The sequence below is a fragment of the Embleya sp. NPDC050154 genome (assembly GCF_044460165.1).
Lineage (GTDB): Bacteria > Actinomycetota > Actinomycetes > Streptomycetales > Streptomycetaceae > Embleya.
Map to the genome: position 1 here is coordinate 69,627 of NZ_JBITJP010000033.1, position 25,325 is coordinate 94,951.

Genomic DNA, 25,325 nt, shown 5'->3' on the forward strand with positions numbered 1-25,325 from the left:
CCGGTCCTCTGGATGTCGGTGATCTGCGCCACGTATGCCTGCCGGATGGTCTCGGCGTCGTCGCCCTCCCGATCGCGGACCCGGCCGCGTTGGACGGCGACCGCGTAGTTGAGAAGCTGTATCCGGTATTGGCGCGCGGCTGCGTTGGCCGTGACGTAGGACGCCCGGTTTGGCCTCCAGGCGCGGCCTGGACACGGCGTGGCGGCTATCGGCCCCGGCGAGGGTCTGTTGGTGCCGATGCGTGTCCGACTGTGTTTGCTGACAGAGACGTTGCGCGACGCCATCCACTGCTCGGCGCCGTCCTGCCCGACGGTGACGGTGTGCTGCGCACCCGGTGGTGACGCGCAACGCGCCGGGCGCGCCGGGCAATCCTGCGCCTCGGGAGTTGTTCAACCAGGCCAGGTGTCGTACTTACGAGTCACAAAGAGGTCGTCCATGCGCCGGCGTGCGTCGTCGGTGCCATGTTCGGTGTGGAGCAGGACCACGGCTTCGTAGCGTTCGACGAGGTCGGTCGGGACGGCGGGAGGTGACCCGATGCCCCGGCCGGCGTGCGGCCGGAGCGGCTCGGTCAGGCGTAGTCGGTGATCCACCCGCCGCAGGTCACACGGGTGTTGGCCTTGTAGACGCAGGCCCGGAACTGCACCATCCACCTTTCCGGGATCTCCAGATCCACATCCAGGGTGTAGCCGACCCCGACGGTGTTGCGTGCGCGGTACAGCGGATCGGCGTTGCCGACGTAGTACTCGGCGACGACGGCCATGCCGTCCTGTTTGAAGTCGCGTACGTAGAGGTGCTCGCCGTAGGACTTGAACCGCACTTCGCCGGCCCGGGTGCCGTTGGTGTAGACGGTGGCATTCACCACGGGTTCGCAGGTGGTGCACTCGGCGCTCGCCGGGGAGGCGAGGACCGTCCCGCCGCCCGCCAGCACGGCCGTGGTGCCGAGGACGCTCAGGAGTTTGGTGCGCAGCTTCATGGAAGCCCATCTCGTGTGGGATGGCCGCCGGAGGCGGCGTGCTACAGGGAGGATGGACCGTGGGGCTGAGGGCCTCACGATCCCGACCGCGCGATCGTGACGGGAACGATAGAAGCAATCCGGCAGCCCGCGATACGGCTCCCGTGCACCGTTTTCCGCCCGGCATGGGGTGCGGGTGCACCACTTCCCGTCGCGATGGTGGCTGCTGCACCACGGTCCACCTCGGTGCGATGCCTCGGGCATCACCCGAAGGCTGCGCCGCATCGCGACCGTGCACGCGAATCGCCTCGGTGGGGAGCGTCGGGCGGGCTGCGGCACACTCTCCGGCTCATGGTGTGGCAGCATTCGCGTAACGCGTACGCGTCATGGTCGAGCCGAACGTCGGCGTGCGGAGCCTCTCTTCGGACACGTCTGCAATCCGCACCGAGCCGAGGTCCAGCGTCTCGAGGACGCGCTTGCCGAGGCCGACGAACACGCTCGACAAGCCCTCCTGAACATGTCCGCCGGGCACCTGGGTCGGCAGTTCCGGCCGCCTACGGTGAGTCGCCGTGCGCGCACCTGTTGACGTGTCGCGTCGAGCGGGCGACGGCTCTCCTGCGGCGGGACGACCTCAGTGTTACGGAGGTCTGCTTCGCGGTCGGCTGCGCGTCGCCGGCAGCGTCCACCACCCGCTTCACCGAGCCGGTCTGCCTGCCGCCCGGGGCCTTGCGGCGCCAGGCGGCGGACGCGGCGGACGGTCATGTCCATGTTGCGGGTACGGCCGGCGATGCGGGGTCGGCGATCAAGGTGGAGGGGATGCCGGCGTGCGTGGCGAAGCAAGTCTCAGGACCGGTCAGGAATGGAGAAGCCCCGGCCGCCGCGCGGCCCCTAGCGTGATGGTCATGGCAACCACCGCTTCCACCGCAGCCAACACGTCCCTCGCGTCCGTCACCCTCGAGGTGGCCGACCTCGAGGCCGCTCGCCGCTTCTACAGCGCCTTCGGCGTGGACACGTACATAGACCTGCGGGCGTCCGAGGCGCACTCCACCGGGTTCCGCGGCTTCACCTTGGCGCTCACGGTGTCCGGGCCGGCCACCGTCGACGGCTTCGTCGGCGCCGCCGTGGACGCCGGCGCCACGGTGCTGAAGCCCGCGGCGAAGTCGCTATGGGGCTACGGCGGCGTCGTCCAGGCCCCGGACGGGACGATCTGGAAGATCGCGACCTCGGCGAAGAAGGACACCGGCCCCGCCACCCGCGAGATCGACGAGGTCGTCCTGCTGATCGGCGTCGAGGACGTGAAGGCCACCAAGCAGTTCTATGTCGGCCGGGGCATGACCGTGGCCAAGAGTTTCGGTGGCAAGTACGCCGAGTTCGCCCCCGGTCAGTCCAGCCCCGTCAAGCTGGCGCTGTACAAGCGCCGTGCCCTTGCCAAGGACCTCGGCGTCCCCGCCGACGGCACCGGCTCGCACCGCATCGTCCTCGGCAGCACCGCCGGCGCCTGCACCGACGCGGACGGGTTCGTCTGGGAGACTGCCGCGTCGCTCGCCCCCACGTTGTCCTGACTCCCGACCCCCACTCCCGCCCCGCTCGACCCTGTACCGCCTGACCCGCCGGGTGCTCGGCGAACGGTTCGGTCGGCCTGTCCTGTTCAACCATCGGTCACATTTCTCCATCCGGTCCTGTCATACCGATCGACCGGCGAACACGCGCCGATGTGACGGCCGGGCCCCCAGCCCGGATGTCCGGCACGCGTCCATCCACCCTCTGTGCAAGGAGCACGTCATGAAGGCGCACGTCAGCTCGATCCTCCTCGGTGTCCGGGACATGGACCGGGCCAAGCGGTTCTACGCCGAGGGGCTCGGCTGGAAGGTCAAGAACGACTTCGGCATCTCGGTGTTCTTCGACTCGGACGGCGCGTCGCCGGTCGGCTTCTACGCTCGCGAGGGTCTGGCCGGCCAGGTGGGCACGGATCCGGAAGGCAGCGGCTTCAGCGGGCTGGTTCTGACCTACGTCGTTCGCAGTGAGGCACGGGTCGACGAGATCATGGCGGAGGCCGGTAAGGCCGGCGCCAAGATCCTCAAGCCTGCCGGTGCTCTGCCGTGGGGCGGGTACGGCGGCACCTTCGCCGACCCGGACGGCTATATCTGGAGTCTCGGCTACAGCGCCCAGGGAACCGACCAGCCCTACGCCGAGTAGCCGCGATCTCTCGCCTCGCAGCCGTCCGGGACGGCGCGGCGCGTGCCGTAGCCGTTCTGGGCACGGCGATGATCCCGGTGTGGGCAGTGGGAGCGGCCATCGGAGCCGGGCGGGCCGGACTCGCGCTGAGCCGGCAGAACAATGGGAGAAGGATCATGAAGTTTCGCACCCTCGTGGAGCCACCCGAGCCCATGCGGGGCCTGGAAGTTCCACCCGAGGTGGTGGCAGCGCTCGGCGGGGGCGCGCGGCCGCCGGTGACCATCACGGTCAACGGGCATTCCTGGAAGAGCCGGGTCGCCATCCTGCGAGGCCGCCACCTGCTCGGTCTCAGCAACGCCAACCGGCAGGCCGCCGGTGTCGCGATCGGCGAGGAGGCCGAGGTCGAGTTGGAGCTCGACACAGAGCCGCGCGTCGTCGTCGAGCCCGCGGACTTCGCCCAGGCTCTGGACGACGACCCCCTCGCCCGCGCCGCGTACGACAACCTCGCGTACAGCCACAAGCGCGAGCATGTGCGCGCCATCGAGAGCGCGAAGAAGCCCGAGACGCGCCGACGGCGCATCGAGAAGGCCATCGCCACCCTGCGGGGCTGACCCCTTGAGAAGCGAGACCCCCGGCTATGGAGGGAAACCCTGACCTGCACCGACCCGCGGCGGCCTCATCGCCCCGCCACCGGACCCGGGCGCCGATCGGGACGGTCATGCCCCGCTCGGCGAACTGTCCGGCGGCGGCACGGCCGCCCCCTTGATCTGTTCGCGCGGGTGACCGAGACGGGCCGACACCCCTCCGCTGTCCGCTCGCGGAACTGGGCGCCGCCATGGACCGGGTGCTCGGCGCCGATGTGAGCGTCTCCCGGGCGAGGTCTGTGCGCAGGACGCCGCTACGGACGAGGCACGGCACCGGGCCGTCGAGGCCGAGGTACGTTCCGATCGGCGCGGGAGACCTGCAATGAGCCACCACGTGCGGTGCGGCCTGCGGGCGGACCGGGAGCGCGGTGCCCTTCGCCGCGCGACAGGAACGAACTCGACACGGGCGGGCACGTTTTGGCGGATGGGGCGACACGGACTCGACCATTCGCGCAGCGCCGGACCGGGCCCGTCCACCGAGCGCTCACCGACCATCTCCTCTTGTCCGGAAGCCACATCGAACCTCGTGGAGGACCCGGCCCCGACGGAATGCGAGAAATCCGCATCCACGTCGTACACCGGCTGTCACGATGAGGCGACAGTACGGTCACCCCCGCGACGAGGAGGTCATCCGGTGAGTGATGTCCAGCCCCGACCCGCCGACGGTGTCGGACCGGCCGACGCCGCCGATCCGGACGGCCGCGCCTCGGCGGCGTATCTGATCGACGAGGCACTGGCCTACCTGTACCCGGCCGCGCTTCGGGCGGCCGCCGCCGTCGGGGTGGCCGACCACCTGGCCGAAGGCCCGCGCACCGCGGCCGAGTTGGCCGGCCCGACCGGCACCGACCCGGCGTACCTCCACCGGGTCCTGCGACTTCTGGCCACGAGGGGCCTGTTCGCCGAGGACGGCACCGGGGCCTTCCGGCTCACCGCCGCCGGCAGCGCGCTGCGCACCGACGCCCCGCTGTCCGTGCGGTCCGCTGTCCTGATGATCACCGACCGCACCATGTGGCTGCCGGCCGGAGAGATGGACCGCTGCCTCCGCGAGGGCGGGTCGGGCTTCGACGCGATCTTCGGGATGCCGTTTTTCGACCACTTCGCCCAAGACGCCGCCACGGCAGCCGTCTTCCACGACGGCATGGCGGCCATGTCCGACCCGGAGGACCAGCCGATCGCCGACGCGTACGACTTCCCCGAACACGGTGTGGTGGTCGACGTCGGCGGCGGCCACGGCGGTCTGCTGCGGGCGGTGCTGCGCGGCCGGCCCGCATTGCACGGCGTGCTCTACGACCGGGAGCACGTGTTGGCCGGCCACCGCCTGGACTCCCCAGACCTTGCGGGACGTTGGCGGCTTGCCGAGGGTGACTTCTTCGCCTCCGTTCCCGACGGCGCCGAGGTCTACATGATGAAGCGGATCACCCACGACTGGGACGACGAGCACTGTGTGGCCCTGCTGGGCAACTGCCGCCGCGCGATGGCCCCCGGCGGGCGTGTCCTGGTCATGGACGCCGTCGTCCCGCCCGGCGACGTCCGGCACCAAGCCAAGGCACTGGACCTGATGATGATGGCCTCCCTGGCCGGCCGGGAGCGCACCGCGCCGGAGTTCGCGGCTCTGTTCGCCGAGGCAGGCCTGCGGCTGAACCGCATCCTCGACACCCCCACGGTGTTGTCCGTCGTGGAGGCCGTTGCCATCGACTGACCCAACGGCCCTCCGCTTCGGCAGGGGTGCGGCCTTTTCCGGCCCTGGGAGCCGATGACCAGGGGTGCGCGCGGGTTTCGCATGCCGCAAAGGACGGTGACCCGGCCGAGCCCGAGGGCGCCGGCCACGTCGACCCGGAGCAGTCCGGCCCGATCGAAGCGGACCTGGTCGGTATCTCCACCATCACGGCCGCCCCGCCGCGTCGCCACCGGGCACGAGGGGCGCGCCGCAGTGACCGGTGAGACCGGTGAGCAGGCCACGAGGTTCCGTGACGCGCGTTACGGACGGCGTCCGAGCGGGGCCTGCCCGGAGCTTCGCGACGGGTGAGGACGGCTCGCACCACGTTGGTCCGATCGAGTGGCCCTGCGGGAGCGGCATGCCGTGGCACGACAGCATCCGCGTTCCCGGACAGCGGACTGCGTCTGCTCGGTGCCGACCCCGGTCTCGTCGTGCCGGCCACCGACGCCCGCGAAAGGGCGATCGACACGCACAAACCCGATGCTCGACGGCCACCGGCGCATCGAGGAAGTCCGAGCTACGGTCGATGCCTTCGTAGAGGAGGCGGCACGCCGTTTCGCCGCGTAGGCGCGGAACTCGCCCACGCGTTCCCGCGACCTAGCGTGATGGCGCGCCCGGTTTGTCGCGTCGGATATGGGGAGGCTATCCGACGCGATGCGGACGGCGGCGCGCCACCGCGCAACCGCCCGTTGTCGCGGCCGTTCCGTGCCCGCGACTACCGCCCCCAGTCCGCCACGACGCTCGAGGAGCATGCAATGCGAGACGACGATCCGATCGTAGGGAACCTGGGGCCCACCACCTGGTCCCAGCGGGACGCACTGGCGTACGAGGTCGCCCTCGAAGGCCTGAACCTCCTCACCGCTCGATACACCAGGTTGGTCCACGAGGAACAGCGCAGCGCGAAACCGGACCCGATGAAGATCCAGGCATGGGAGGCGGAACTCGACCGCTGGGCCGACATCCCAGGGACGCTCACGCCCGCGGACCCCGAGAAGGTCGAGGAAGTCACCGCGACCTGCAGCGCGCTGCTCAAGACCCTCAAGAGCGGTCGATGACCGACGCCGACCGCGATCGCCACGACTTATCCGAGGCCCAGAATCAGCAGATCTTTTGCTGTCAACACGGCGACCCACCAGGCATTATCACAATTTGTCCCAGTATGGCCGGGGAAAGCTGGGTCATTCATCGGCGCCATGCCTCGATGAGATCTTCGGGGCCCCACCGGAGTCCGATCGGTTCGCTGGGAACGTCGTTGGCGATTCCGGAGAGGGAGACCACGGCGAGGGTGGTCGAGCCGAGGGTGAAGCCAGGTACTTGGGGAGCGGCTGCGGCGAGGTCGGCCATGTCGTGGCGGTCGAACGGGCCCGACAGCCACTTGATGGAGCCGACCAGGCGCACGTGGCGGGCGACGGGTGCGCGGTCCGCGGCGACGAGGTCGACTTCGGGGTCGAAGCGGCGGTTCCACCAGCCGCCGACCGCCTCGATGTCGTCCCACGGCAACCTGCCGTCGCCGGCGGCGAGTTCGAGCGCCTCGCGGGCCAGTGGTTCGACGGCGCGGCCGCGCCACGCGGCCCAGCGGCGTTCGACGAGTCGGTAGGCGGCTTCCGGACGGCCCCGCCGTACCTGCTCCTGGGCCATGCGAAGGACCGCGAGATACAGGCGCAGGTTGCTGTCCTGGACCCGGTAGAGCGCCGGTTTGCCCGGCTGGGTGGAGAGGGGCTCGTCCATCGCGAGGACACGTTTCTCCTCGACGAGGCGGCGCAGTACGGGGGACAGTGAGCCGGAGGGGATGGCGCCGCTTCTGCCGCCGGCGGTGGCGGCGATGTTCGCGTGGGTGCGATCGCCGCCGCCGACGGCCTCGAGGACCCGCCGGACCTGGTCCGGGGCGGGGAACTCGGCCAACAGGGACGATTCCGGGATGCCGAAGACCGGGGAGGCCGGGTCGGCGCACTCGGCTTGGAGGAAGGGAAGTGCGGGGGTGCCGTGTGGCCAGGCGCGCAGGATGCCGGGCAGTCCGCCGCAGACCAGGTGCGCGTCGATGGCGTCGGCGGCTCCGAGTCCGAGGGCGTCCGCGGTCTCGGCCGGGTTGAGCGGGCCGAGCACGAGGTTGTCCGCGCGGCCGTAGAACGGCCGATCGTAGGCGGTGAGCCGTTCCATCATGTGCAGATCGCTGCCCAGGAGCAGCAGGAGCACCGGGTGCTTGGACAACAGTCGGTCCCACGCGGTCTGCAACGCTCCGTCGAAGAGGCTGTCCTGCTCCGCCAGCCAGGGCAACTCGTCGATCACCACGATGGTGGGTCGGTCGGGCAGGGCGGAGGCCAGGGCCCGGAAGGCGTCCGGCCAGCTGCCGGCGCCTCCCGAGGGTACCGATTCGGGGTCCCCGGGCAGCGACGACTCCGCCAGCTCGGTCAGGAAGTCCGCCACCGCCTCGACCGGCGAGGCGCCCTTGGTGGCGGTGAAGAACACGTACGGTACGCCGGCCGCGTTACAGAACTCCTGCACCAGGCGCGACTTGCCGACCTGACGCCGACCGCGCAACGCGAGCGCGGCCCCGGCGCCCGTGGCGGCCACCCGCTCGAGACGCTTGGCCAGCAGTGCGAGCTCAATGCGTCGACCGACGAACGACATCCCGTTCTCCATCGAGCTAGGAATGAGCTACATAGATTCAATCTATGTAGTTGGTGTCTACATGGATTCATCCTACCTGATTTGCCTTTAGTGAAAGGTTCCGGCGGCGTGCCCTCGAGGCCGTTTCCGGCGGCGGGGGCGGGGATGGCGCCGGTGCCGGATTGCACGCGCACGCGGTGGCCGCCGAGGGTCTCGGGGAGGTTTACCGGCAGGTCCAGGCGCGGCACAGACCTGTTCGAAGTGCGTGTCGACGATCTTGCCGAGGAAGGTGGTCCGGGATCGGTCCCACACCTGTGCGGCGTGGCCGGGGCCCTCCAGGTCGCGACACTCGGAGCGCAGTGCCGTGTGGTGGAAGGACACGATGGGTTCGGTGATGCGGTACGCGGAGCGTTTGCCGTGGGAGGCGTCGGGGCTGCGGACGATCATCCCGGTGTCCCGCAGGTCCGCGAGGGCGTGGCGTGGCCCAGGTCGCTGGAGTTGCCGAGAAGGTCGCCCGGGAGATCGGCGGCGTCCCGATCCCGGCGAGGTGCCGATCGGCGGTCTCGAGTCGCGGTCCGCCCCCGCATTGTCAACCCTCCGCGAGTGGCACACGCTACATTCTCCCCGGTGGCGGCCGGACGTTGGGCCAGGTCGGCGGACAAAACCTGGTGCGCGGCACGGTCCCAGCCGAACTCGGGATAGCGTGCCCAGGATTCCACAAACCCGCGAAACCGATCCCAGGTCGGGAATTCGGCGCGGAAGTCGTCGCGGTGGATGTGGGTGGCCTCGTCCACATTGCCGTAGTCCATGTGCCTCGCCACTCCGTTCGGTTCTCGTGGGGCATGCAGGAAGCGCAACCAGCGTCGACCGTCCGCGTCCCGACCCTTTCGACCAGGAGCGCGTCGAGCACCTCGGCCAGTTCCGCGGGCGTCGCGAGATTTGCGGCGGACGATGCTCGACGCCACGCGGCCGAGCGTGTCCTGGTCGACGGTGGAAACCGACGCGAGGTCGCGCAAAGTGCGGGCGGGTGTGGTCACCGGCAGGCCGTCCACCAGCTGCCACTCGGTGGGCGCGAGCCCGGCCACGTGGACAGTGGTCCGCGACTCCGCGGGTTCCGGCACGGAGGTGCCCGGCGGCAGGGTGAACTCGGGCCCCGGGCCGGGTAGATCGCCCAGGCCGTGGACCCGGGAGGCCGAGCCGTACGAGACCACCCCGGCGGCCGGCAGGTCCCGTTCCCAGCCGGGCCGCGCTGGATCCAGCAACAGCCAGGCCGCGCGCAGCCGGGGAAACATCGACCTGGCGCCGCCTCGGATCCGCAGGACCAGCCTCGGGACGCCCCATTCGGCGACCCCGGCGTCCACCAGGGCGACCAGCATCGTGTCGTCGGCCCCGGTGAGCAACGCCTGCCGCACGGTGACCCGTCCTGCCTGTCCCTCGGCAAACTCCGCCACCTTTCCTGCGATTTCCAACATTTGGTCCTCCTCGTCACGGGGTTCGGGTCCGAACCGGGCGATGTACGGTGCACGGTTCGACCACGCGGGCTCGCGGTCGCGCGTGCGACCACGCGCTCATGTCGGATTGGCGAAAGGATCGGGTCGGGGCCGCCAGGCGCGGAGAGAATCCCACGGTGCCGGCGCGCATGCGCAGCGGCTGGGCCGTCATCGGGGACACGCGACACCTACCGGGCTACTGCGTCCTCCTCCACGACGGCGATGCCGACCACCTGACCGATCCGGGACGGCGCGAGCACGCGGAGTTCATGTTCGATCTCGCCCTGCTCGGCGAGGCAGTCCAGCACGCCTGCTCCGATGCGGACCCCGGGTTCCTCCGGGTCAACTACGAGGTTCTGGGCAACCCCCTCCCGCTCCTGCACGGCCACGTCCACGCCCGCTACGCGTGGGAGCCCGACGCGTTGCGACACGGTCCGGTCCGGCGCTATCCCGACCGGGGCGAACCGCGATTCCGACTCGACGAACGACACGACGACCTGCGGGCGGCACTGACCCGGGCCCTCGAGCGGATCACGGCCGAGACGTACGCCGAGGGCCCGGAGGGCACGCGGGTTCCGAGATGAGGATGAAGACGGAAGTGGCCGTCTCACGCGGCACGCCCGAGCGTCCGGCGGGCTCGGCACGGGTCCGGCGTTCGTGGACCGGCTCTCGTCCGTCGCGGACTCGGGGTCGAACGTCTCGACCGCGAGGACGAACGGCCGCCGCCGACGCGGGTCCTCCATCGGTCGCCGATCGCGATAATCGGGATATTGGGCGGTATTGGGGGCGCTCAACCAGGGAACGAACATCTGGGATGGTCCCTCCCTACGTCGGCGAAGCCACGCGGAACCGGCGGCGCGCGTCCGCTGGGCCCGCCCCTTTGTCGCCAGAGCCGCCGCGGGCCGTTCGGACCTCGTGGACAGCAACGACCTCCAGGCCGGCCACAAAAGATTGGTGGGGCGGCTACGCCCTCCACGATCCGACGGGTGATGTACGCGGTATATGAGCGCGTCACCGTGCGGACGGCGTGCCGATCCCGGACACCACGACCGCGCGGTGATCGATGACCACCAACGCGATTGCATCGACCGGGGGTTGGCCAAGCGCAAGGCCCCACTCCTGCGCGTCGACGCGTTGCGCGCCGCAGTCGCGACCAGCCGGACTCGCCGCCGCGGGCGAGGTCGAGTAGCACGCGGCCGCCCGCGTCGTCGACGAAGGAACGGTGCGCGATGCTCTTCACCGCTCCGGGCCTTTCGGCGGGTGATACTTTTCCGAGCCGAAACGCGTCGAGCAGCCACCGCACCTGATCAGGCGTCAGTTCCCCATGGAAGAGGGCGCGAGTGCCGGCCAGAGCATGAGGGACGTTCCCTTGTTTGATCGACTGTCGGTTTCTGGTCCGGCGTCTCGGCTATGCCTCGATCGACACGGGGGCACGCGGCTCGAGTCGGATCGGGTTGGTCCAAGCCCGTCCTCCGGAGGCGTCCTCCACAGTGACACGGCAGTACCCGCCGGCGAACATCGTCACGGGCAGGGTGCCTTCGCTGAGGTCCTTACCCTCGACGACCTGTAGCCCGGGGGTGCCGCCGGTGATCAGGACCTTGCGTACCGGCGAGCAGCGAACGGTGATCCAGCCGTCGTCGACGCGGACATCGTGAAGTTCGGGGCCGGTACTCGCGTAGTAGTGGCCGGCCTTGAGCGCCGAGACAAGGGCCTCGGGCACGAGGGATTCGGCGCGTACCTGGACCCAGGCCGCGCAGCCGGGCGGGTCCTGCGGCTGGAAGTGGGCATCGTCGGCGGCGTAGGTGCTCAGTCGGTGCCCCCGAGACAGCAGGACGTCGGTCAGGTGCCAGCTGTCCCCGCGGTCCTCGCGGGCCGCCAGGGCGTTGTACACCTCGATCGCGTGGGCGGCGTCCAGACTCTCCGCGTCGGCAAGGGTGAGCAGCGAGGCGGCCGGGTGGGCCATGCCGATGAACGCGCCGGCCGCTCGCGCCCTGCGTGCCAGTTCCGGGCCGGACTCACCGGGAACGGGGGGACGGAACCCGAGCGGCAGACCGACCGCGACGATGTGCCAGCTCGACCCGATCTCGGTGATCGGGGCGTGGAGTTCCGCACCCAACAGTGTGGTGAAGTCGGAGGTACGCAGCGCCCGGGTATCCGTGAGGGGAAACCCGTACTCCGCGCGGAAGTGGTCCGTGAGGGCCAGGAAGTCGTAGCCGGCCTCCCGGTAGTGGCGCGCGACCTTCTCGGGCGGCCAAGCCCCGTCGGACTGATCCGAGTGGGTGTGCAGGTTGCCACGCCAGAATCGGCCGGGCCGATCAAAGGGCAGATCGAACACCGAAGCCCCCCGTCGCTCTTGTGTCTCAGTCCGCGCGATCCAAGTTAACGATCGTCGGTCGGCCGGGGAAATGCAATCGACGCCTTCACTGCTCGGGGCGGGCTGTACCGGATTCCGACTGGGTTGAGCCACCGCACCGGACCTTGAACACTGCCGGCCAGGCTGCGCCCACAGTTGACAGCCGACAGCTCTCGCAGCCTTGCAGAGCATGCGGCCGCCTGCTGCAGGTCGCGGCGGGGCGTGGCGTGGAATCGAAGCGTTGGGCATGAACCGGCAGGCAGGGCAGCGGTGTTCGGGAACAAGGGATGGCCTGGGGTGTATTCAGGAAGTCCCCGCCGGCTTCGCCAAGCCGACGCCGTGTCAGAGGCTCTTGCCCTTGGCCGGGCGAAGCCCGACCTGCGGGCCCGAACCGCGAGCCGGGGGTGCCTGGTGAAGGATGGGTGCCGCGAGCGCGTCCATGCTGAGTGGACTGCTGTCCGCGGCTCTATCGCGCGCGGTCGCGGTTCGGTCCCGGATTGCCGAGGCGGGCGCGACGCCGACCGCGCTCGCCCGCGCCCCGGCGCGCGCCACCACCAGCGGCCGCAGCGTCTCCATGAGCACCCCCGCCATCAATTCGGGACCGACCTCCTTGGTGATGCCGACATGTGGTGCCGCGTTGGTGACGATGGTCGCCAGGTACGGCGCCCACAACGGCATCGCGTCTTCGAGCTGTCGCACCGACTCGCTGCGAGTCAATTGCTGTAAGGCCCTGGGCAATCTCCGCGCGGCGCGATCGGCCTCTTCGTAGCGGCCCCAGGCCTCCACGCCCTCGGTGAATCCTCGGGCGAGGAAAGCGGGCGCCATTTTCCGGTGGGCCTCGATGATCGAGGCGTCCTGGCCGCGGTAGTCCTCCCAGCCGACGGCCACCGCCACGCCATGACGCGGGTCGTGGAAGCCGATGAGCTCGGGATCCCACTCGAAGATCCGGCCGCCCCGCATCCCGAGGTTGCCGCGGTGCCGGTCGGGGTGGGTGGGGGCCAGTCGAACGGGTACGACCGAATCCAGGGTGCGTCGCGCACGACGGACGTACTCGTGCGCGCTCATGGTCATTCCCAGGCGTGCAAGCGCCGGTCCCCACCGTTCCAGGTGCCGTGCGAGGGCGGATTCCATCTGGGCAAACTGTAGATCTCGGTAGGAAGCGAAGTCGTGCGGGATTCGCGTGCTGACGCGCGACATCGGAAGGCGGCTCGCCTGCATGCCGATCATGTCCATGGGCAGCAGGCCGGTTTTGTGCGGCAGGTCGAGTTCCAGTGTCCGCGCCCACGCGTCGGCCAACTCGGCGACCTGGTGTTCGGACACCGGACCCCGATCGCCGCGAGGCATCCACGGGCTGACGTCCGGCTCATGCCTCTGGATATGGAAACGACCGCGCGGATCGGCGTAGTAGGTCCTCGGTCGATTGACCATCCCCGCACGTCGCTGGGCGTCCTGGACTTCGGTCTCCAGGAACCCGGTGCGCCATGAGATCGGTTCCCGGGACGCCAGGGGCTCGGGGATCCGAACGTTCACGGTGTTTCCGTGGACGAGGTCCGGCACGGCGACGTTGCGGTTGAACAAGCCCTTGCCGACCACCACTTCCCGGCCCTCGAGCGACGCGCGGGTCCTCTCCTCCGCCGACCGGTCCACGACTTGCCTTGCGGCCCTGTAGAGCTGCTCGGCCGACGACGCGCTGTACCGGGGTTCGGCGTCCAAGGGCACCACGAGCATCCGGCGGTGCGTTCCCTTCGCTGCGTGGCGGCGGATGGTGATCGCCGGTCAATGCCGCTGCTGGTTGCGGGAGTTGGTCGCAGCGGACGATACCAGTACCCCTGCGGACCGAGTGATCACCAAGCTCGGCGCGGTCCCGAAGCCGGTAATCATACTGGCGCGACCGGCAAACACGACCATCCGGGTCGTGATGGTGCGCGGTCCTCAGCACGGCTGCGGCCCGTTGCGGCGTCGCCTCGCCGACGAACCCGCCGCCGCCGGTGACCTTTGCAGTCCCAGATGGCGAGCGGCGGTGGGGTCGGTGCCCCCGGAAGTGTTCGCACCCGATTGGGTTCGAACGCGCGGTGTCCCGGCCCGATGTCGGCGTGCAGGGCTACATCTCGGGTCGGTACAAGCCGATGTGCTCACGACGGATCGCGGTTCCGGTCCTTTCCAGCCCTGCTCGTGATGTCGAGTGCTCCGTTGTGCAAAAGAAGGCGGCGGGCTGCTTCGTCGTCACCCGTGACGAGGGGCCGGCTTGTGCCCTGGAACGCCTCGGTCCGCAAGCGAAAGCGGGCGGGGGCGGTGCCCCGGACGGCGCGCAGACGCCAGGAGGTGTCCGCGGCGCTTTCGGGGCGGGGCGGCACGGCCAGGTGTACGAGGGTGCAGGCATCGTGGCGGGTGTCGTGGCGCGTGTGCGCCGAGGAGTAGGAGGCCATTCGGAGCTCGACCGGCGGTGCACCGGGGGTCGCCGACGCATCCGGGGCGAGTTCCGGTGACGCGTCCGCGACCGGGTGTGCTCGTCCCTGGTCACGGACGGCGGGGAGGAGGTCCGGGCGGCGGGCGACCTCCGACAGCGTCGTGGCGAACCAGTCGGCGAGGGCCGGCCCGCCGCGCCGAGCCCAGGTCTCGATCAGTCGGCGGAAGGCGGCCTCCCGGCGATGGGGCAGGAAGTGCGCGCCCGCGGACTGGATCGCCTCGCCCGCTCCGGCGAAGGCCCGGTGGAAATCGAGCAGGGGGACCCGGTGCGCCTCCTCGGCATACCGGACCATGCGGATCTCCAGCATGGCGCGGTGGAGGAGGGTTGCCGCGGCCACGGCGTTGTTGCCGAGCTGCCCCTGCTGCGGAGATTCGGCGTGAGCGGGGCGGCCGTCGTGGGGCGGTGTGCTCGCGTCGGCCCTGCGGCCGGCCGCAGAGCGGTGCCAACAACGGTCGTCCGGGCGGAGATCGGCCGACGCCGCGCTCAGCACGCCACGGGCTCCGATGTCGATCGACACCCCGTGCGGTTCCGTTCGAAGGGCGGCACTCCGGGCGTCTCGGGAATCGAAGCGGACCTCGGTGATGTCGCGCAGCCGGATGTGCAGTATCGCGGTGTCGGAAGCCGAGCCGCCGTCGACGGGATAGGAACGAGAGACGGCAAGTTCGAGACGGCCGTCGAGACGGTCGCCTGCCCGCTCGACCTGCAGATGGCGCACTTCGGCCGACGGCAGGTCGTAGTCGACGGCCAGATTCCGTGCGAACCGCGCCGTCACGGCCGAGACCGGGGCCATCACCCGTCCCAGATAGTCGCGACCCGGTACGTACGGCAGCGCGGGTGCAAGGAACCCGTCCAAGGAGTGTCCGGCGGCCGAGGCCTGATCCAGCATCCAGGCCCGTCTCTCCTCACCGAGGCCGGCCATCCATTCCAATGCCGCCGACGCACGGCGCTCGCGCCCGCCTCGTGTGCCGGCCGTCACCGCCCGAAAGAGCGGGAAAGTGTTGTTGTCCCACACGTCCGCCGCCACAAGGATGGCCTCCCGGTCGAAGCAGCGCGCGTCCGCGGCGGCAGCGGCGATCCGTGCCAGCGAGCGGTCCAGCAGCGCCACCAACATGCAGACTGCGGAGGGGCGTTGGATCGTCGCCCCTCCACGCAGTCCGGCTGTGCCGAAACGGCGCCGTGGAGAGGGAACATCGAGCTCGGCCATACCCAGGATCGTCGCACGAAGCACGATCACCTCAAGCAGGGAGCTGAGCACGTCCGTCTGTACCTGGTCGAGCACTTGACGGAGCACGCCGACACCCGGCGAAACTGCGGGGGGTGTTTCACCGGGGTCTCGGCCTCGCCCGGGCGAGGATGTTCCGGACGAATCCGGGGTTGCCGCCGCCGCCCGGAATGGTCGTGCCCACATGCGCGGGGAGTTTCCCGGGTGTCCCGTGGAACTGCTCCCTCACATACCGTCGACCCCGCGAACTCGGGGGCGCTCCTGGCACGTCCTCCAGCCCGTGGGAGAACCCGGAGCCGACCCCGCGGACGCGGCAACGTGCCCACTCCGGTGCGCCCTTCCGTGTCTTGGCTGCCAAGCAGAAATCGCGGCAGGAGGCTCACCGCGAGGTGGACCGAATGCATCAGTTCGGTCGGCCACGCGCAAGCGGGATGTGAGTCCCCCTCGTGCCGTTCGGTTTCGGCCTTTCGGATGTGCCATGCCTCGGACCGGTCCCACGAGTGGTGTGATCCGAAATCCATCCGGGGATTGCACGATCGCCGTGCCACCGGTGGGTGTCGGTGTCTTCTCGGGCCGTCGTCGCGGCTCGCTATCGCGTGGCGTCCCGCTCCGGCGAACGCCGACGTGTGCGACGGCAGGACAGACGGTGATCGGTCGAGGCGGATGCAGCGCGATGGGACGCTGCCGCTGCCTGTCGGCACCATCGATGGCTGCGGTGTGCGGTGACACGTGTAGCCGTGGTGTGTAAGGGAGTTGGGGTCATTGCCTGGGCCAAAAACTCAGCTTGGTTCGGTATTGACCATTGCAGGTGACTGGTGTGTGATCAACGCGCACCGGATGTAACCAACCGCCGCGCCAGAGTGATTGGTCGTTCTGTGCCTGCAGTTCGCCCGTCCATGAGGACCGGTGCGGCTCGGTGAAGGCCGAACGTCGTCCGCACGCGGCCTCCACACCACAAACCGAACACGGGGGATGGCATGACCGAGTTCCAACCCACCCGCCGCAACATCCTGAAGGCCGCCGGCGGGTTGTCCGCGGCGGCGGTGCTCGGTGCCGCGGGCGTCGTCGGGGGCGCGTCCGCCGCCCATGCGATCGGCGACGGCTTCGGGCTGCGCATCATCGACAGCAACGAGAGCGATCCCCGCCTGAAGTACTACCGGTTCAAGACGAGCCATATCGGGTGGACCACCGGTCCGGGCGTCAACGTCCTGCTCCCCGACGACTACGACAGCAGCGGCCGCCGGTACCCCGTCATGTACCTGTTCCACGGTGGCGGCACGGGCGCGGACTTCCGCAACTTCGACGTCCCGGGCGGCATTCGGGAACTCACCGCCGGCAAGCCGATCATCGTCGTGATGCCGGACGGGGGCGGCGCCGGCTGGTACTCCAACCCGGTCACCTCGTTCGTCGGTCCCCGCAACTGGGAGACCTTTCACATGTCCCAGCTCCTGCCGTGGGTCGAGGCGAACTTCCGGACCCATGCGGAGTACGACGGACGCGCGGTCGCCGGCTACTCGATGGGCGGCTTCGGCGCGCTGAAGTACGCCGCCAAGTACTACGGCCACTTCGCCTCGGTCAGCGCCCACTCCGGCCCGCCCAGCCTGCGCCTCAACGGCGGCGCCGTCGGCCACTGGGCCAACGCGTCCTCGGCCGCCATCGAGCTGGGCGGCGGCACCATCTACGGCGTGCCGTTGTGGAACGAGGCCCGGGTCAGTGCCGACAACGCGGTCGAGCGCATTCCGAGCTACCACAACAAGCGCATCTTCATGGTGGCCGGTACGGGTGCCGAGAACATCCCGTGGTTCAGTGCCTTCCAGGAGTCCCATGTCCTGGACGGCCAGCGCGAGTTCCGTGGCCTTCTCGACCAGGCGGGCATCCCGTACACGGCCCACGAGGTCCCTGGCGGCCACACCCTCCGTTGGCACCTTCTCGCCGAGGACATCGACGGCATCGTCGCCCACCTTCGGCCGGCGGCGTAAGCCGTATTGCTCGCGGAGGTCGGTGACGGGATCGCACGTCGTTGCGATCGAATTGAACCCGGTCCTGGCATCGGCTCCGCGAGGGCGGGGACTCGCCGACGTTGTGAACGGCGTTCGGATGCCGCTGATCGTCGCGATCCGCTCGGTGAAGTACCCCGGCAGCCAGCCGCGGCACCAGCACTACCGAGTGATCCTGGACCAGGTGGCGTCTCCAAGCTCCGATGGCCAGGAGCTGTTCCGCGACGAAGTCACCTTCGTCCGTCATCACGCCAGGGCCGGCGGACCGGACATGGATCTCTGTCCGCTCCTATAACTACCCCGCCACCGGCTCAGGCCGGGGCGGGCAGATGGATCGAGGCGAGCTTGGCCGGGTCGACGATGATGTCGATGCCGGTGATCCGGCCTCCGGTGACGGTGAAGGCGATGACGGAGAGAGGGGTTCCGTCGGAGCGCCAGGACATGTGGCCGGGGACGCCGTTGACCAGCACGGGTCGGTGGCGGGCGGCCTCGCCGGAGAACATGCGGGCGCCGGCGGCGACCTTGGTGGCGCCGAGAGTGACGACAACGCCGCCTGGGGTGTCGACGGTCAGCTTCACGTTCGGATCGAGGACACGCAGGAGCGCCTCGAAGTCGCCGCCGCCGGCGGCGGCGCTGAATGCCTGGACGACCTCGCGGTGTTCGCGGCCGGGGCCCGCCACCCGGTCCGTGCCTTGGACCTTGCGGCGAGCGCGGCTGGCGATCATCTTGGTGGCGTCGGCGGATTTGCCCAGGATCTGTCCGATTTCGTGGAACGGGACCGCGAACATGTCGTGCAGGACGAACGCCAGGCGCTCGCTCGGGGTGAGCGAGTCGAGCACGACGAGCAGGGCGAGGCCGACCGAATCGGCCAGCGCCGCCTGCTCGTCCGGCGCGGGGTCGCCGTCGGGCAGCACCACGAGGTCCGCGAACTCGTTTCCGTAGGCGGTGGGTTGGGCTTGTCGGGACCTCAGGAGGTCCAGGCTGATGCGGCCGACCACGGTGGTCAGCCAACCCGCCAGGTTGCCGATGGCGGCCTCATCCTGGCGGACGAGGCGCATCCACGCTTCCTGGACCACGTCCTCGGAGTCGGCGTGCGAGCCCAGCACACGGTACGCGACTGCGCGCAGCCGATCGCGCTGGGCTTCGAACGCCTTCGTCACAAGGTCGGACGGGTGGGCGGTCACGGTTTTGGCTGCTGACGGAGCGAGATCCGGTTGCCGTCGGGGTCCACGGCCTCGACGCGAACCCCGAACGGATAGTCCACGGGTTCGGACTCTTCGAAGACCACGCCGCGTTGGCCCATGACCTCGAAATCCTTTCGCAGATCGTCGGATTCGAGGATCAGCGGCCCTGGCGCTGCATGCGCTCCCGGCTGTCCCGCGGCTGCGGCCTGCGACCACAGGATGATCTGGAGCGGGCTGTCGGGAACGCCGACGGTGAGGAAGCGTCCGTCGGGCCCCGGGAAGTCGAGCCGCTTCTCCAGGCCGAGGCCCTCGGTGTAGAACTCCAGCGCACGGTCCTGATCGGTGACGTATACCGTCACGTACATGATGTTGGTCAGCATCCTGTTCTCGATTCACTCGTTGGGTGCGACGACCGCTCGAAATCGGCCGTCGCACCTATGACGAGTGCCGACGGGAGAAGGTAACAGGACTGGTCCGCCGGATCGGTTTCCCCGGGTGCACGCGGTTTGACTCGGCAGTACGCATCCAGGTTCGGCACATGCTTCCGGGCGCCGGGGGCAGACCTGGTCGACCTCCTGCCCGCCGCGCCCGCCAACAACGCGTCGCCCGCGCTGAGCAGGCTCTCGGGCTTTCCACCTGAAGTCCTCGCCGGCCCGGTATCGACCACCGCCCTCCCACGACGATGCAGAGCTCGCGCCGGACACCGCCGGAAGACGTTGCCCGCCTGACCGTTGGGCCGTCACCCGTGTGGAGCGTGGACGCTGCGCGCAGGCGGCGAGCAGCCCGGCGGCAGGACCCGGCGGGCACGGTGCCGGGACGGTCGAGTACGACGACGACCGGAGGGCGGCCGCGATAGGTGGGAATGAGGTCGTCGTGGACACCGGCGAGGATGGGGACACCGAAGTCCGCCATGCCCTGCTCGAACGCCTTGCCGGAACGCGGCTTCGGCTGTGGGGGATCCGTACCGGTGGGAGAGGACCAGCCCGGTCGCGGGATGGAAGTACCAGGCGTGCCGGGTGCGTTCGCGGGACGGCCGCTCTCTGCGTGGGAGTCGGAGCCCGGCTGGTCTCGTCGGGTGCCCTGCCTTGCGCCGGGAACGTCCGGTGGGTGGGGGGAAGGTCGGCGTTGGCGAGGACGATGCGCATGTCGATGTCGCCGACCGCGTGCCGCCCTCGGCGCAGCGGTAGGTCGTGTGTATCGGCGACGTGGTCTTGGTCGCGCTGTTCGGTGGAACGCCTTACGGACCGGGGAGTGCACACTGCTGCGCACGCGGCGCAGCGGCATCGAGGCGCATTCGGCCGTTTTGGGCATTGGGTTGGGACAGCCCGATATGGGCGTCGCGTCAGTGTCCGGTGTTTGATCGGCGGCGATCTCGGCACGGTTGTCGCAAGCCCGGCCGGTGGACTACGCCACTCCGGCTTCGCAGTCCCAGTGGCTGTAGCGCTCTGCGGGATGCGGACGGGCGAGCGGAGCGTCCTGGAGACGTGGATGCCGAGCATCCGATCGTGACGCCGGCCGACCGTGCGAGGGGGTCGGCCGGCCTGGCTCAGGCCGCTGCCGAGGCGCTGGTGCGTGTGGTGTGGGAGGCCGGTGTCGCCGAGGTCAACCGGCGGGTGGCCGCCGATCTCGCGGCCTCGCATCGTGAGATCGCCGAGCTGCGATCCGAAGCGGGCTTCGACTGAGCCTTGATGGGATTGCAGCTCATGTGTTCTCGCGGCCGCGGAGCTGGCTGACTCGGCCGGCGTTCATGATGACCGTGAAGGGGTGGCCGGTCTCCGTGTTCTCTCCGTCGACGTGAAGTTCGCCCTTGGTGCCGACTTCGAGTTCCGGGCCGTCGGCGATTACCGCGCTCCATGCGACCGGACCGACGTGCTCGGCCGGCGGCCAGTCGTACAGGTCGACGTCGACCTCCACGTCGCCCAGGCCCGGCACGGTGAGGTGGCCGTGCGCTTCGACGATCTCCATGGTTCGAGTGTGGCCTGATTCGCGAGGATCGGCTCGCCCGGTCCGCCGGTCAGGCGACGTCGTCGGGGGTGAGGTCGGGGCGCAGGCGGTGCCACGCGGGGTGTCGGAGGAGTCCGGCGCGGGTGATGGTGGCGTAGGCGACCTCGCCGACCAGGCGCGGCAGGACCCAGCGGGCGCCGGGGACGGAGGGTCGCGGGTGGAAGGGGCAGTCTTCGGTGGCGGCGACGCGCAGCAGTTCGGCGAGGGTGGTGCGTTCGCGGTCGGTCCAGCCGGTGCCGACGGCTCCCGCGTAGCGCAGGCCGTCGAGGCCGGGGCGGCCGACCAGCAGTGATCCGGGCAGGCCGGAGAGGCGGCCGCGGCCGGGGAGCCATCCGCCGACGATCACGTCCACGGTTCGCACATGCCGGATCTTGATCCACGAGCGTGATCGCACGCCGGGTTCGTACCGCGCGTCGGTCCGCTTGCAGACCAGCCCCTCCAGGCCCGCCTCGCGGGTCGCCTCGAGCGCCTGGGCGCCGTGTCCCACGAGTGCCCCGGGGGTGGACCAGTTCCGGCCCCGGAGCTCCAGGGTCTCCAGCCGGTCGCGGCGTTCGGTCCACGGTTGTGCGGTCAGGTCGCGGCCCTCGAGGAACAGCGCGTCGAAGAGCATCAGCCGCGCCGGGACCTCCTTGGCCATGTGCGCCGCCCGGGCGGGCGAGCCGGCCAAGCCCATCCTGGCTTGCAGGCGTTCGAAGTCGCTGTGCCCGTGCTCGTCGAGCGCGACGATCTCGCCGTCCAACACGGCGGCGACGTCGCCCAGGGCCTCGCCGATCGCCCGTAGCTCGGGGTAGGCGCCCGTGATGTCGGCGCCCGAGCGAGCGCGCAGCAGCACCGTCCCGTCCCCGGGGAGGTAGACGATCGCGCGTTGCCCGTCCAGCTTGGTCTCGTACGCCCACCGGTCGTCCTCCGACGCGGGCGGCAGCGTGCCGGGGGTGGCGAGCATGGGCGCGATCCGGGGCAGCGTGGGCATGCGGGGAACGTCGTCGCCCCGGCGCCCGGGTACACCCGGCGGTGGCCCGGGTCGCCCGAACGGAGGCACCCGAACGCAGGCGCACGTCAACGGTCTCCGTACCTCGAACACTGCGCCCGCACCGCCTGGACGCCGACCGCATCGCAATAGGCGTGCCGGCTCCACCGCGCAGGCGCACCGCGACGACTGCGCGGGCGCCGCATCGACGCGGCTGCGGACGCGCTCGCGGGCCGGCGCCGGGCGCCCCGTTACTGCTCGGCGCGGGCGTGCCGCTGGTGCCGGCGGGCTTGCGGCCCGGGCTGCGGGAGTAACCAGTACCCCTAGCGCGGTCCCGCGGCCGAGGATGAGCGTGCGGGCGAAGCCGTCTCCCGGGCGCGGCCCAAGTCGGCCAGGCGGCGTAGTGCGTGTTCGGAAGCGGAGCCCGGCTCGGCGGCGAACAGGTCGAGGCCGCTGTATTCGAGGTCGCCGGGCAGCGTCACGAGTTCGCCGTACAACTCCAGGTCGCCGACGACGGGGTGGTGCAGCCGGTAGAACCGGTGGCCCGTGCGCGCGACGGGATGGGACGACCACATCCGTGCGAACTCGGGACTGGCCGCGCGCAACCGCTCGATGTGTGCGACGAGGCGCCGGTCGCCCCGGTAGCAGGCGGACAATACCCGCAGGTGCGCGACGTGTTCGACCGCCGTGCGTTCCCAGCCGTCGCCGTGCAGGTCGCGCATGTCCGGCCGGCGGAAGATCAGGTCGGAGATGCTGCGCTCGCCCTCGGGCATCGCCGCGAAGTCGCCGAAGAGCGCGGTCGCGACCGGGTTCCACGCCACGACCTCGGTGTGCCGCCCGACCAGGATCGCCGGGGTCGCGTCGAAGGACGCCACCAGGTGTCGCAGGCCCGGGCGCGGCGTGACGGCGGTTCCGGGACACGTGCGGGCGTCGGGCCTGGCGAGTTGGCCCAGGTACGTCCGCTCGTCCTCGTCCAGGCGCAACGCCTTCCCGATCGCGGCCAGGACCTCCGCCGAGACGCTGTCGGCCCGGCCCTGTTCGAGGCGCGTGTAGTGCGCGACGCTGACGCCGGCGAGACCTGCCAGTTCCTCGCGGCGCAGGCCCGCGACGCGGCGGCGGCCGCCGTACGCCCGCAGTCCGACGTCCCCCGGGCTCAGGCGGGCGCGGCGGGACTTGAGGAACTCGCTCAGTTCGATACGTGCGTCCACACGGCGACCATAACCGGGACGGCGCGAGGGTGATCACGCGGTGCGTAGGCAAAGCCGGGACCTGGGTAGCGCGTGGCGGTCCGCCCAGGCTGGGAAGCGACCCAGCCGCCCGCCTCACTCCCGAGGCCCTTTCCGGAGGTCGGCCTTTATGCCGTCGCCTGCCAACCTCGTACGTCCCACCAGCCTGACACGTCCCGCCTGGACACTCGCTCTCCTCGCCCTCGCGGGCCTGATCACCGCGCTCGACTTCACGATCGTGTACGTCGCGCTGCCCCAGATCGCCGCCGACGTCGGCTTCTCCGAACACGGGTTGCAGTGGGTCGTCAGCTCGTACGCCGTCGTGTACGGCGGACTTCTGCTGCTCGGCGGTCGCCTCGCGGACCTGCTCGGCAGACGCCGCATGTTCGTGCTCGGCATGGCGCTGTACGGTGCCGGCTCGCTCCTGGGCGGTCTGGCCACCGCGCCGGGCGCGCTGATCGGCGCGCGGGCCGTGCAGGGCGTTGGCGGCGCGGTCCTGTTCCCCGCGACGTTGTCGCTCGTGAACACGCTCTTCGCGGAGGGGCGTTCGCGGACCCGGGCGCTGACCGTGTGGGCGGTGTCGGGAGCGGGCGGGCTGAGCCTGGGGGCGCTGCTCGGCGGCGTACTGACAAGTGCGTTCGGCTGGCAGGCGGTGTTCTACGTCAATGTGCCGCTGGTCGTGGTCGCCGCCCTGGCTGCGTCCGCGCTGCTGCCCGCCGACGCGGCGTGGCGCGACGTACGCGAGGGGTGCGAAGGGTGCGAGGAACAGCACGGACGCAGCGGGCACGAAGGGCGCGAGGGCTGCGAGGGGTTCAAGGGCCAGGACGGACGCGACGGACGTGACGGGCGCAAGGAGCGCGACGGGCGCGGCGGCGCGGGTGCGACGCGGCCCGGCTTCGACCTCCCGGGCGCGCTGACCGGCACGGTCGGGCTCACGCTGCTGGTGTTCGCGATTGCGCAGGGGCCGGAGTGGGGTTGGACGGATCCCCGGGTGCCGGGTGCGGCGGGAGTGGCATTGCTGCTGCTTGCGGGATTCGTCGCGGTGGAGTCGCGGACGGCCGATCCGCTGCTGCCGCTGCGCCTGTTCACGCATCGCGGCCTGACGGCGGCGACCGGGGTGATCCTGGTGTTCGGACTGACCCTGCAGGCCGTGCCGTTCTTCCTGACGTTGTGGTTCCAGGACGAGATGGGCTTTTCGGCGCTGCGCACGGGGGTCGCGTTCCTGGGGCCGACGTTGTCGATCACGGTGGGCAATCTCGCGGGTGAGCGTCTCGCGGGGCGCCTGGGCGTGCGTCGGACACTGATGGTCGGGTTCTCGGTCGCCGCACTGGGGGCCGCGGTGCTGGCGGCGGGGATGACGGACGACTCGTCGTACGCCGCACTGCTGCCCGGGATCGTCGCGTTCGGGCTGGGCACCGGCGTCGTGTTCACCACGATGTGGGTCGCCGCGGCGTCGGGCGTCGCGGACACCGAGCAGGGTGCCGCCACCGGACTGGCGTCCACCGCACTCCAGTTCGGCTCCGGGGCCGGCCTGGCGGTGCTGGTCTCGGTGGGCGGGATCCGGACGGCGGTGGCGGTGGTCGCGGTGGGCGCCCTCGTCGGACTCCCGGCCGCGCTGGCTCTTCCGAAGGCCGTGCGGCCTCCTGCCGATCCGGCTGGGATCGGGTCTGCCGATCCGATCGGTCAGTCGTCTTCGTCCTCGGCGCGGTCACCCTCGGCCTGCGATGTCTCGTAGGCGTGGGCGGTCTGCTCCGATGTGGCGTCTGCGTCGGACGTGCGCATGTCGCTTCCCCGCACCACCACGCGCGGGGGCGAGTGCATTCCGTGGTGCTCCTCGTGCAGCCGGTGCTCGGCACGTACCTGGGTGTCAGGCATGGAAACCTCCTGCGGCCCACCGCACCCTGCGGTGCCGGGTGCGGTGCCGCTGTGTCTCCAGTGTCCCTCTTCCGCGGGTCGTCCGGCCCGTGCGCGGCGCGCACCCGGCTGCCACGCCCTACGGGAATCCCGGCTTGCGCTTCCGGGTGAACGCGGTGGGGCCCTCCTGTGCGTCGGCGGTCGCGAAGATCGGCCGGCCGATGCAAGTTGGCGATTGAGCGCGTCCTCCGCCGGAAGGTCCGGGGTCTCGATGATCGAGCGCCGACGGCCTCCACGTCCGGCGCGGGTCGTTGCTGTCGATGATCGCGGCGATCTCCTCGGCCGTGGGGGGGGGGGGGGCGGGGGGGGGGGGGGGCGGCCGCGGGGGGGGGGGGCCGCGGCGGGGGGGGGGGGGGGGGGGGGGGTTGTGGGGTGGGGCGCGCCCCCCGCCGCCCCGCGCGGGGCG

At 70.6% G+C, this 25,325-nt stretch carries 23 protein-coding genes and 1 pseudogene; 11 read left to right on the forward strand and 13 right to left on the reverse strand.

Features of this window, described 5'->3' with window-relative positions; all coding sequences use genetic code 11:
* Window positions 1–568: 568 nt before the first annotated feature.
* Complete coding sequence (locus ACIBSV_RS43845; protein ID WP_395873084.1) at window positions 569–973, reverse strand: hypothetical protein; 405 nt, start codon at window positions 971–973, stop codon at window positions 569–571.
* A 328-nt stretch (window positions 974–1,301) separates the two neighbouring features.
* Window positions 1,302–1,457 carry a hypothetical protein gene (locus tag ACIBSV_RS43850; RefSeq protein WP_395873135.1) on the reverse strand — a complete coding sequence of 52 codons (156 nt, stop codon included), beginning with the start codon at window positions 1,455–1,457 and terminating at the stop codon, window positions 1,302–1,304.
* A gap of 9 nt (window positions 1,458–1,466) precedes the next feature.
* On the opposite strand from ACIBSV_RS43850, the pseudogene ACIBSV_RS43855 reads away from it, so the two are divergent.
* The 6 genes and pseudogenes from ACIBSV_RS43855 to ACIBSV_RS43880 form a co-directional block, all read left to right on the forward strand.
* Window positions 1,467–1,849, forward strand: a pseudogene (locus ACIBSV_RS43855) (helix-turn-helix domain-containing protein); the annotation flags it as partial.
* Window positions 1,849–2,514 carry a glyoxalase gene (locus ACIBSV_RS43860; protein WP_395873085.1) on the forward strand — a complete coding sequence of 222 codons (666 nt, stop codon included), beginning with the start codon at window positions 1,849–1,851 and terminating at the stop codon, window positions 2,512–2,514. The pseudogene ACIBSV_RS43855 and the gene ACIBSV_RS43860, both read left to right, overlap by 1 nt.
* Before the next feature lie 220 nt (window positions 2,515–2,734).
* Complete coding sequence (locus ACIBSV_RS43865; RefSeq protein WP_395873086.1) at window positions 2,735–3,148, forward strand: VOC family protein; 414 nt, start codon at window positions 2,735–2,737, stop codon at window positions 3,146–3,148.
* A gap of 155 nt (window positions 3,149–3,303) precedes the next feature.
* The gene (locus ACIBSV_RS43870) at window positions 3,304–3,738 is read left to right on the forward strand and encodes a YdeI/OmpD-associated family protein (RefSeq protein ID WP_395873087.1); all 435 of its coding nucleotides are present in this window, start codon (window positions 3,304–3,306) and stop codon (window positions 3,736–3,738) included.
* A 667-nt stretch (window positions 3,739–4,405) separates the two neighbouring features.
* Entirely contained in the window at window positions 4,406–5,470 is a 1,065-nt protein-coding gene (locus tag ACIBSV_RS43875; protein WP_395873088.1) for a methyltransferase, read from the forward strand.
* 773 nt (window positions 5,471–6,243) lie between these two features.
* Window positions 6,244–6,543 (forward strand): hypothetical protein, encoded by a 300-nt coding sequence (locus ACIBSV_RS43880; RefSeq protein WP_395873089.1) that lies wholly within the window; start codon window positions 6,244–6,246, stop codon window positions 6,541–6,543.
* 127 nt (window positions 6,544–6,670) lie between these two features.
* Here ACIBSV_RS43880 and ACIBSV_RS43885 read toward each other — a convergent pair whose 3' ends face one another.
* Complete coding sequence (locus ACIBSV_RS43885) at window positions 6,671–8,116, reverse strand: ATP-binding protein (protein ID WP_395873090.1); 1,446 nt, start codon at window positions 8,114–8,116, stop codon at window positions 6,671–6,673.
* Between the two features lie 422 nt (window positions 8,117–8,538).
* On the reverse strand, window positions 8,539–9,567 hold the full coding sequence (locus tag ACIBSV_RS43890) for a hypothetical protein (protein ID WP_395873091.1): 1,029 nt from the start codon (window positions 9,565–9,567) through the stop codon (window positions 8,539–8,541).
* A gap of 155 nt (window positions 9,568–9,722) precedes the next feature.
* Between ACIBSV_RS43890 and ACIBSV_RS43895 the strand changes: the two genes are divergently transcribed.
* Window positions 9,723–10,169: a diadenosine tetraphosphate hydrolase gene (locus tag ACIBSV_RS43895; protein WP_395873092.1), complete on the forward strand. Its 447-nt coding sequence runs from the start codon at window positions 9,723–9,725 to the stop codon at window positions 10,167–10,169.
* Between the two features lie 824 nt (window positions 10,170–10,993).
* On the opposite strand, the gene ACIBSV_RS43900 is transcribed toward ACIBSV_RS43895, so the two are convergent.
* The 3 genes from ACIBSV_RS43900 to ACIBSV_RS43910 all read right to left on the reverse strand — a co-directional run bounded on the left by ACIBSV_RS43900 (window position 10,994) and on the right by ACIBSV_RS43910 (window position 15,696).
* The gene (locus ACIBSV_RS43900) at window positions 10,994–11,920 is read right to left on the reverse strand and encodes a CehA/McbA family metallohydrolase (protein WP_395873093.1); all 927 of its coding nucleotides are present in this window, start codon (window positions 11,918–11,920) and stop codon (window positions 10,994–10,996) included.
* Between the two features lie 360 nt (window positions 11,921–12,280).
* Entirely contained in the window at window positions 12,281–13,666 is a 1,386-nt protein-coding gene (locus ACIBSV_RS43905; protein ID WP_395873094.1) for a hypothetical protein, read from the reverse strand.
* A gap of 404 nt (window positions 13,667–14,070) precedes the next feature.
* Window positions 14,071–15,696, reverse strand: coding sequence for a hypothetical protein (locus ACIBSV_RS43910; protein ID WP_395873095.1), 1,626 nt, complete (start codon window positions 15,694–15,696; stop codon window positions 14,071–14,073).
* A 908-nt stretch (window positions 15,697–16,604) separates the two neighbouring features.
* Here ACIBSV_RS43910 and ACIBSV_RS43915 point away from each other — a divergent pair.
* Together ACIBSV_RS43915 and ACIBSV_RS43920 are read left to right on the forward strand one after the other, a co-directional pair.
* Window positions 16,605–17,606, forward strand: a complete 1,002-nt coding sequence (locus ACIBSV_RS43915; protein WP_395873096.1) for an alpha/beta hydrolase — start codon at window positions 16,605–16,607, stop codon at window positions 17,604–17,606.
* A 118-nt stretch (window positions 17,607–17,724) separates the two neighbouring features.
* A complete protein-coding gene (locus ACIBSV_RS43920) occupies window positions 17,725–17,919 on the forward strand; it encodes a hypothetical protein (RefSeq protein WP_395873097.1) in 195 nt (64 codons plus the stop codon).
* Window positions 17,920–17,935: 16 nt separating this feature from the next.
* On the opposite strand, the gene ACIBSV_RS43925 is transcribed toward ACIBSV_RS43920, so the two are convergent.
* Together ACIBSV_RS43925 and ACIBSV_RS43930 are read right to left on the reverse strand one after the other, a co-directional pair.
* Window positions 17,936–18,808, reverse strand: coding sequence for a sigma-70 family RNA polymerase sigma factor (locus tag ACIBSV_RS43925; protein ID WP_395873098.1), 873 nt, complete (start codon window positions 18,806–18,808; stop codon window positions 17,936–17,938).
* Window positions 18,805–19,188: a VOC family protein gene (locus tag ACIBSV_RS43930; RefSeq protein ID WP_395873099.1), complete on the reverse strand. Its 384-nt coding sequence runs from the start codon at window positions 19,186–19,188 to the stop codon at window positions 18,805–18,807. Before ACIBSV_RS43930 ends, ACIBSV_RS43925 begins: the two co-directional genes overlap by 4 nt.
* A gap of 1,125 nt (window positions 19,189–20,313) precedes the next feature.
* On the opposite strand from ACIBSV_RS43930, the gene ACIBSV_RS43935 reads away from it, so the two are divergent.
* A complete protein-coding gene (locus tag ACIBSV_RS43935) occupies window positions 20,314–20,490 on the forward strand; it encodes a hypothetical protein (RefSeq protein ID WP_395873100.1) in 177 nt (58 codons plus the stop codon).
* 19 nt (window positions 20,491–20,509) lie between these two features.
* On the opposite strand, the gene ACIBSV_RS43940 is transcribed toward ACIBSV_RS43935, so the two are convergent.
* The 3 genes from ACIBSV_RS43940 to ACIBSV_RS43950 all read right to left on the reverse strand — a co-directional run bounded on the left by ACIBSV_RS43940 (window position 20,510) and on the right by ACIBSV_RS43950 (window position 22,987).
* Window positions 20,510–20,773 carry a hypothetical protein gene (locus ACIBSV_RS43940; protein WP_395873101.1) on the reverse strand — a complete coding sequence of 88 codons (264 nt, stop codon included), beginning with the start codon at window positions 20,771–20,773 and terminating at the stop codon, window positions 20,510–20,512.
* Window positions 20,774–20,822: 49 nt separating this feature from the next.
* On the reverse strand, window positions 20,823–21,782 hold the full coding sequence (gene ligD / locus ACIBSV_RS43945) for a non-homologous end-joining DNA ligase (protein ID WP_395873103.1): 960 nt from the start codon (window positions 21,780–21,782) through the stop codon (window positions 20,823–20,825).
* 320 nt (window positions 21,783–22,102) lie between these two features.
* Window positions 22,103–22,987, reverse strand: a complete 885-nt coding sequence (locus tag ACIBSV_RS43950) for a helix-turn-helix domain-containing protein (protein ID WP_395873104.1) — start codon at window positions 22,985–22,987, stop codon at window positions 22,103–22,105.
* A 148-nt stretch (window positions 22,988–23,135) separates the two neighbouring features.
* Between ACIBSV_RS43950 and ACIBSV_RS43955 the strand changes: the two genes are divergently transcribed.
* On the forward strand, window positions 23,136–24,740 hold the full coding sequence (locus ACIBSV_RS43955; RefSeq protein ID WP_395873105.1) for an MFS transporter: 1,605 nt from the start codon (window positions 23,136–23,138) through the stop codon (window positions 24,738–24,740).
* Here ACIBSV_RS43955 and ACIBSV_RS43960 read toward each other — a convergent pair.
* On the reverse strand, window positions 24,689–24,880 hold the full coding sequence (locus tag ACIBSV_RS43960) for a hypothetical protein (protein WP_395873106.1): 192 nt from the start codon (window positions 24,878–24,880) through the stop codon (window positions 24,689–24,691). The two genes, ACIBSV_RS43955 and ACIBSV_RS43960, sit on opposite strands and share 52 nt — an antisense overlap.
* Window positions 24,881–25,325 lie beyond the last annotated feature (445 nt).

Coding starts and splice junctions, on each gene's coding strand:
- ACIBSV_RS43845 (WP_395873084.1), bottom strand. CDS start 973: ATGAAGCTGCGCACCAAACTCCTGAGCGTCCTCGGCACCACGGCCGTG.
- ACIBSV_RS43865 (WP_395873086.1), top strand. CDS start 2,735: ATGAAGGCGCACGTCAGCTCGATCCTCCTCGGTGTCCGGGACATGGAC.
- ligD (WP_395873103.1), bottom strand. CDS start 21,782: ATGCCCACGCTGCCCCGGATCGCGCCCATGCTCGCCACCCCCGGCACG.
- ACIBSV_RS43960 (WP_395873106.1), bottom strand. CDS start 24,880: ATGCCTGACACCCAGGTACGTGCCGAGCACCGGCTGCACGAGGAGCAC.
- ACIBSV_RS43885 (WP_395873090.1), bottom strand. CDS start 8,116: ATGTCGTTCGTCGGTCGACGCATTGAGCTCGCACTGCTGGCCAAGCGT.
- ACIBSV_RS43890 (WP_395873091.1), bottom strand. CDS start 9,567: ATGTTGGAAATCGCAGGAAAGGTGGCGGAGTTTGCCGAGGGACAGGCA.
- ACIBSV_RS43955 (WP_395873105.1), top strand. CDS start 23,136: ATGCCGTCGCCTGCCAACCTCGTACGTCCCACCAGCCTGACACGTCCC.
- ACIBSV_RS43920 (WP_395873097.1), top strand. CDS start 17,725: ATGCCGCTGATCGTCGCGATCCGCTCGGTGAAGTACCCCGGCAGCCAG.
- ACIBSV_RS43940 (WP_395873101.1), bottom strand. CDS start 20,773: ATGGAGATCGTCGAAGCGCACGGCCACCTCACCGTGCCGGGCCTGGGC.
- ACIBSV_RS43915 (WP_395873096.1), top strand. CDS start 16,605: ATGACCGAGTTCCAACCCACCCGCCGCAACATCCTGAAGGCCGCCGGC.
- ACIBSV_RS43905 (WP_395873094.1), bottom strand. CDS start 13,666: ATGCTCGTGGTGCCCTTGGACGCCGAACCCCGGTACAGCGCGTCGTCG.
- ACIBSV_RS43880 (WP_395873089.1), top strand. CDS start 6,244: ATGCGAGACGACGATCCGATCGTAGGGAACCTGGGGCCCACCACCTGG.
- ACIBSV_RS43860 (WP_395873085.1), top strand. CDS start 1,849: ATGGTCATGGCAACCACCGCTTCCACCGCAGCCAACACGTCCCTCGCG.
- ACIBSV_RS43870 (WP_395873087.1), top strand. CDS start 3,304: ATGAAGTTTCGCACCCTCGTGGAGCCACCCGAGCCCATGCGGGGCCTG.
- ACIBSV_RS43930 (WP_395873099.1), bottom strand. CDS start 19,188: ATGCTGACCAACATCATGTACGTGACGGTATACGTCACCGATCAGGAC.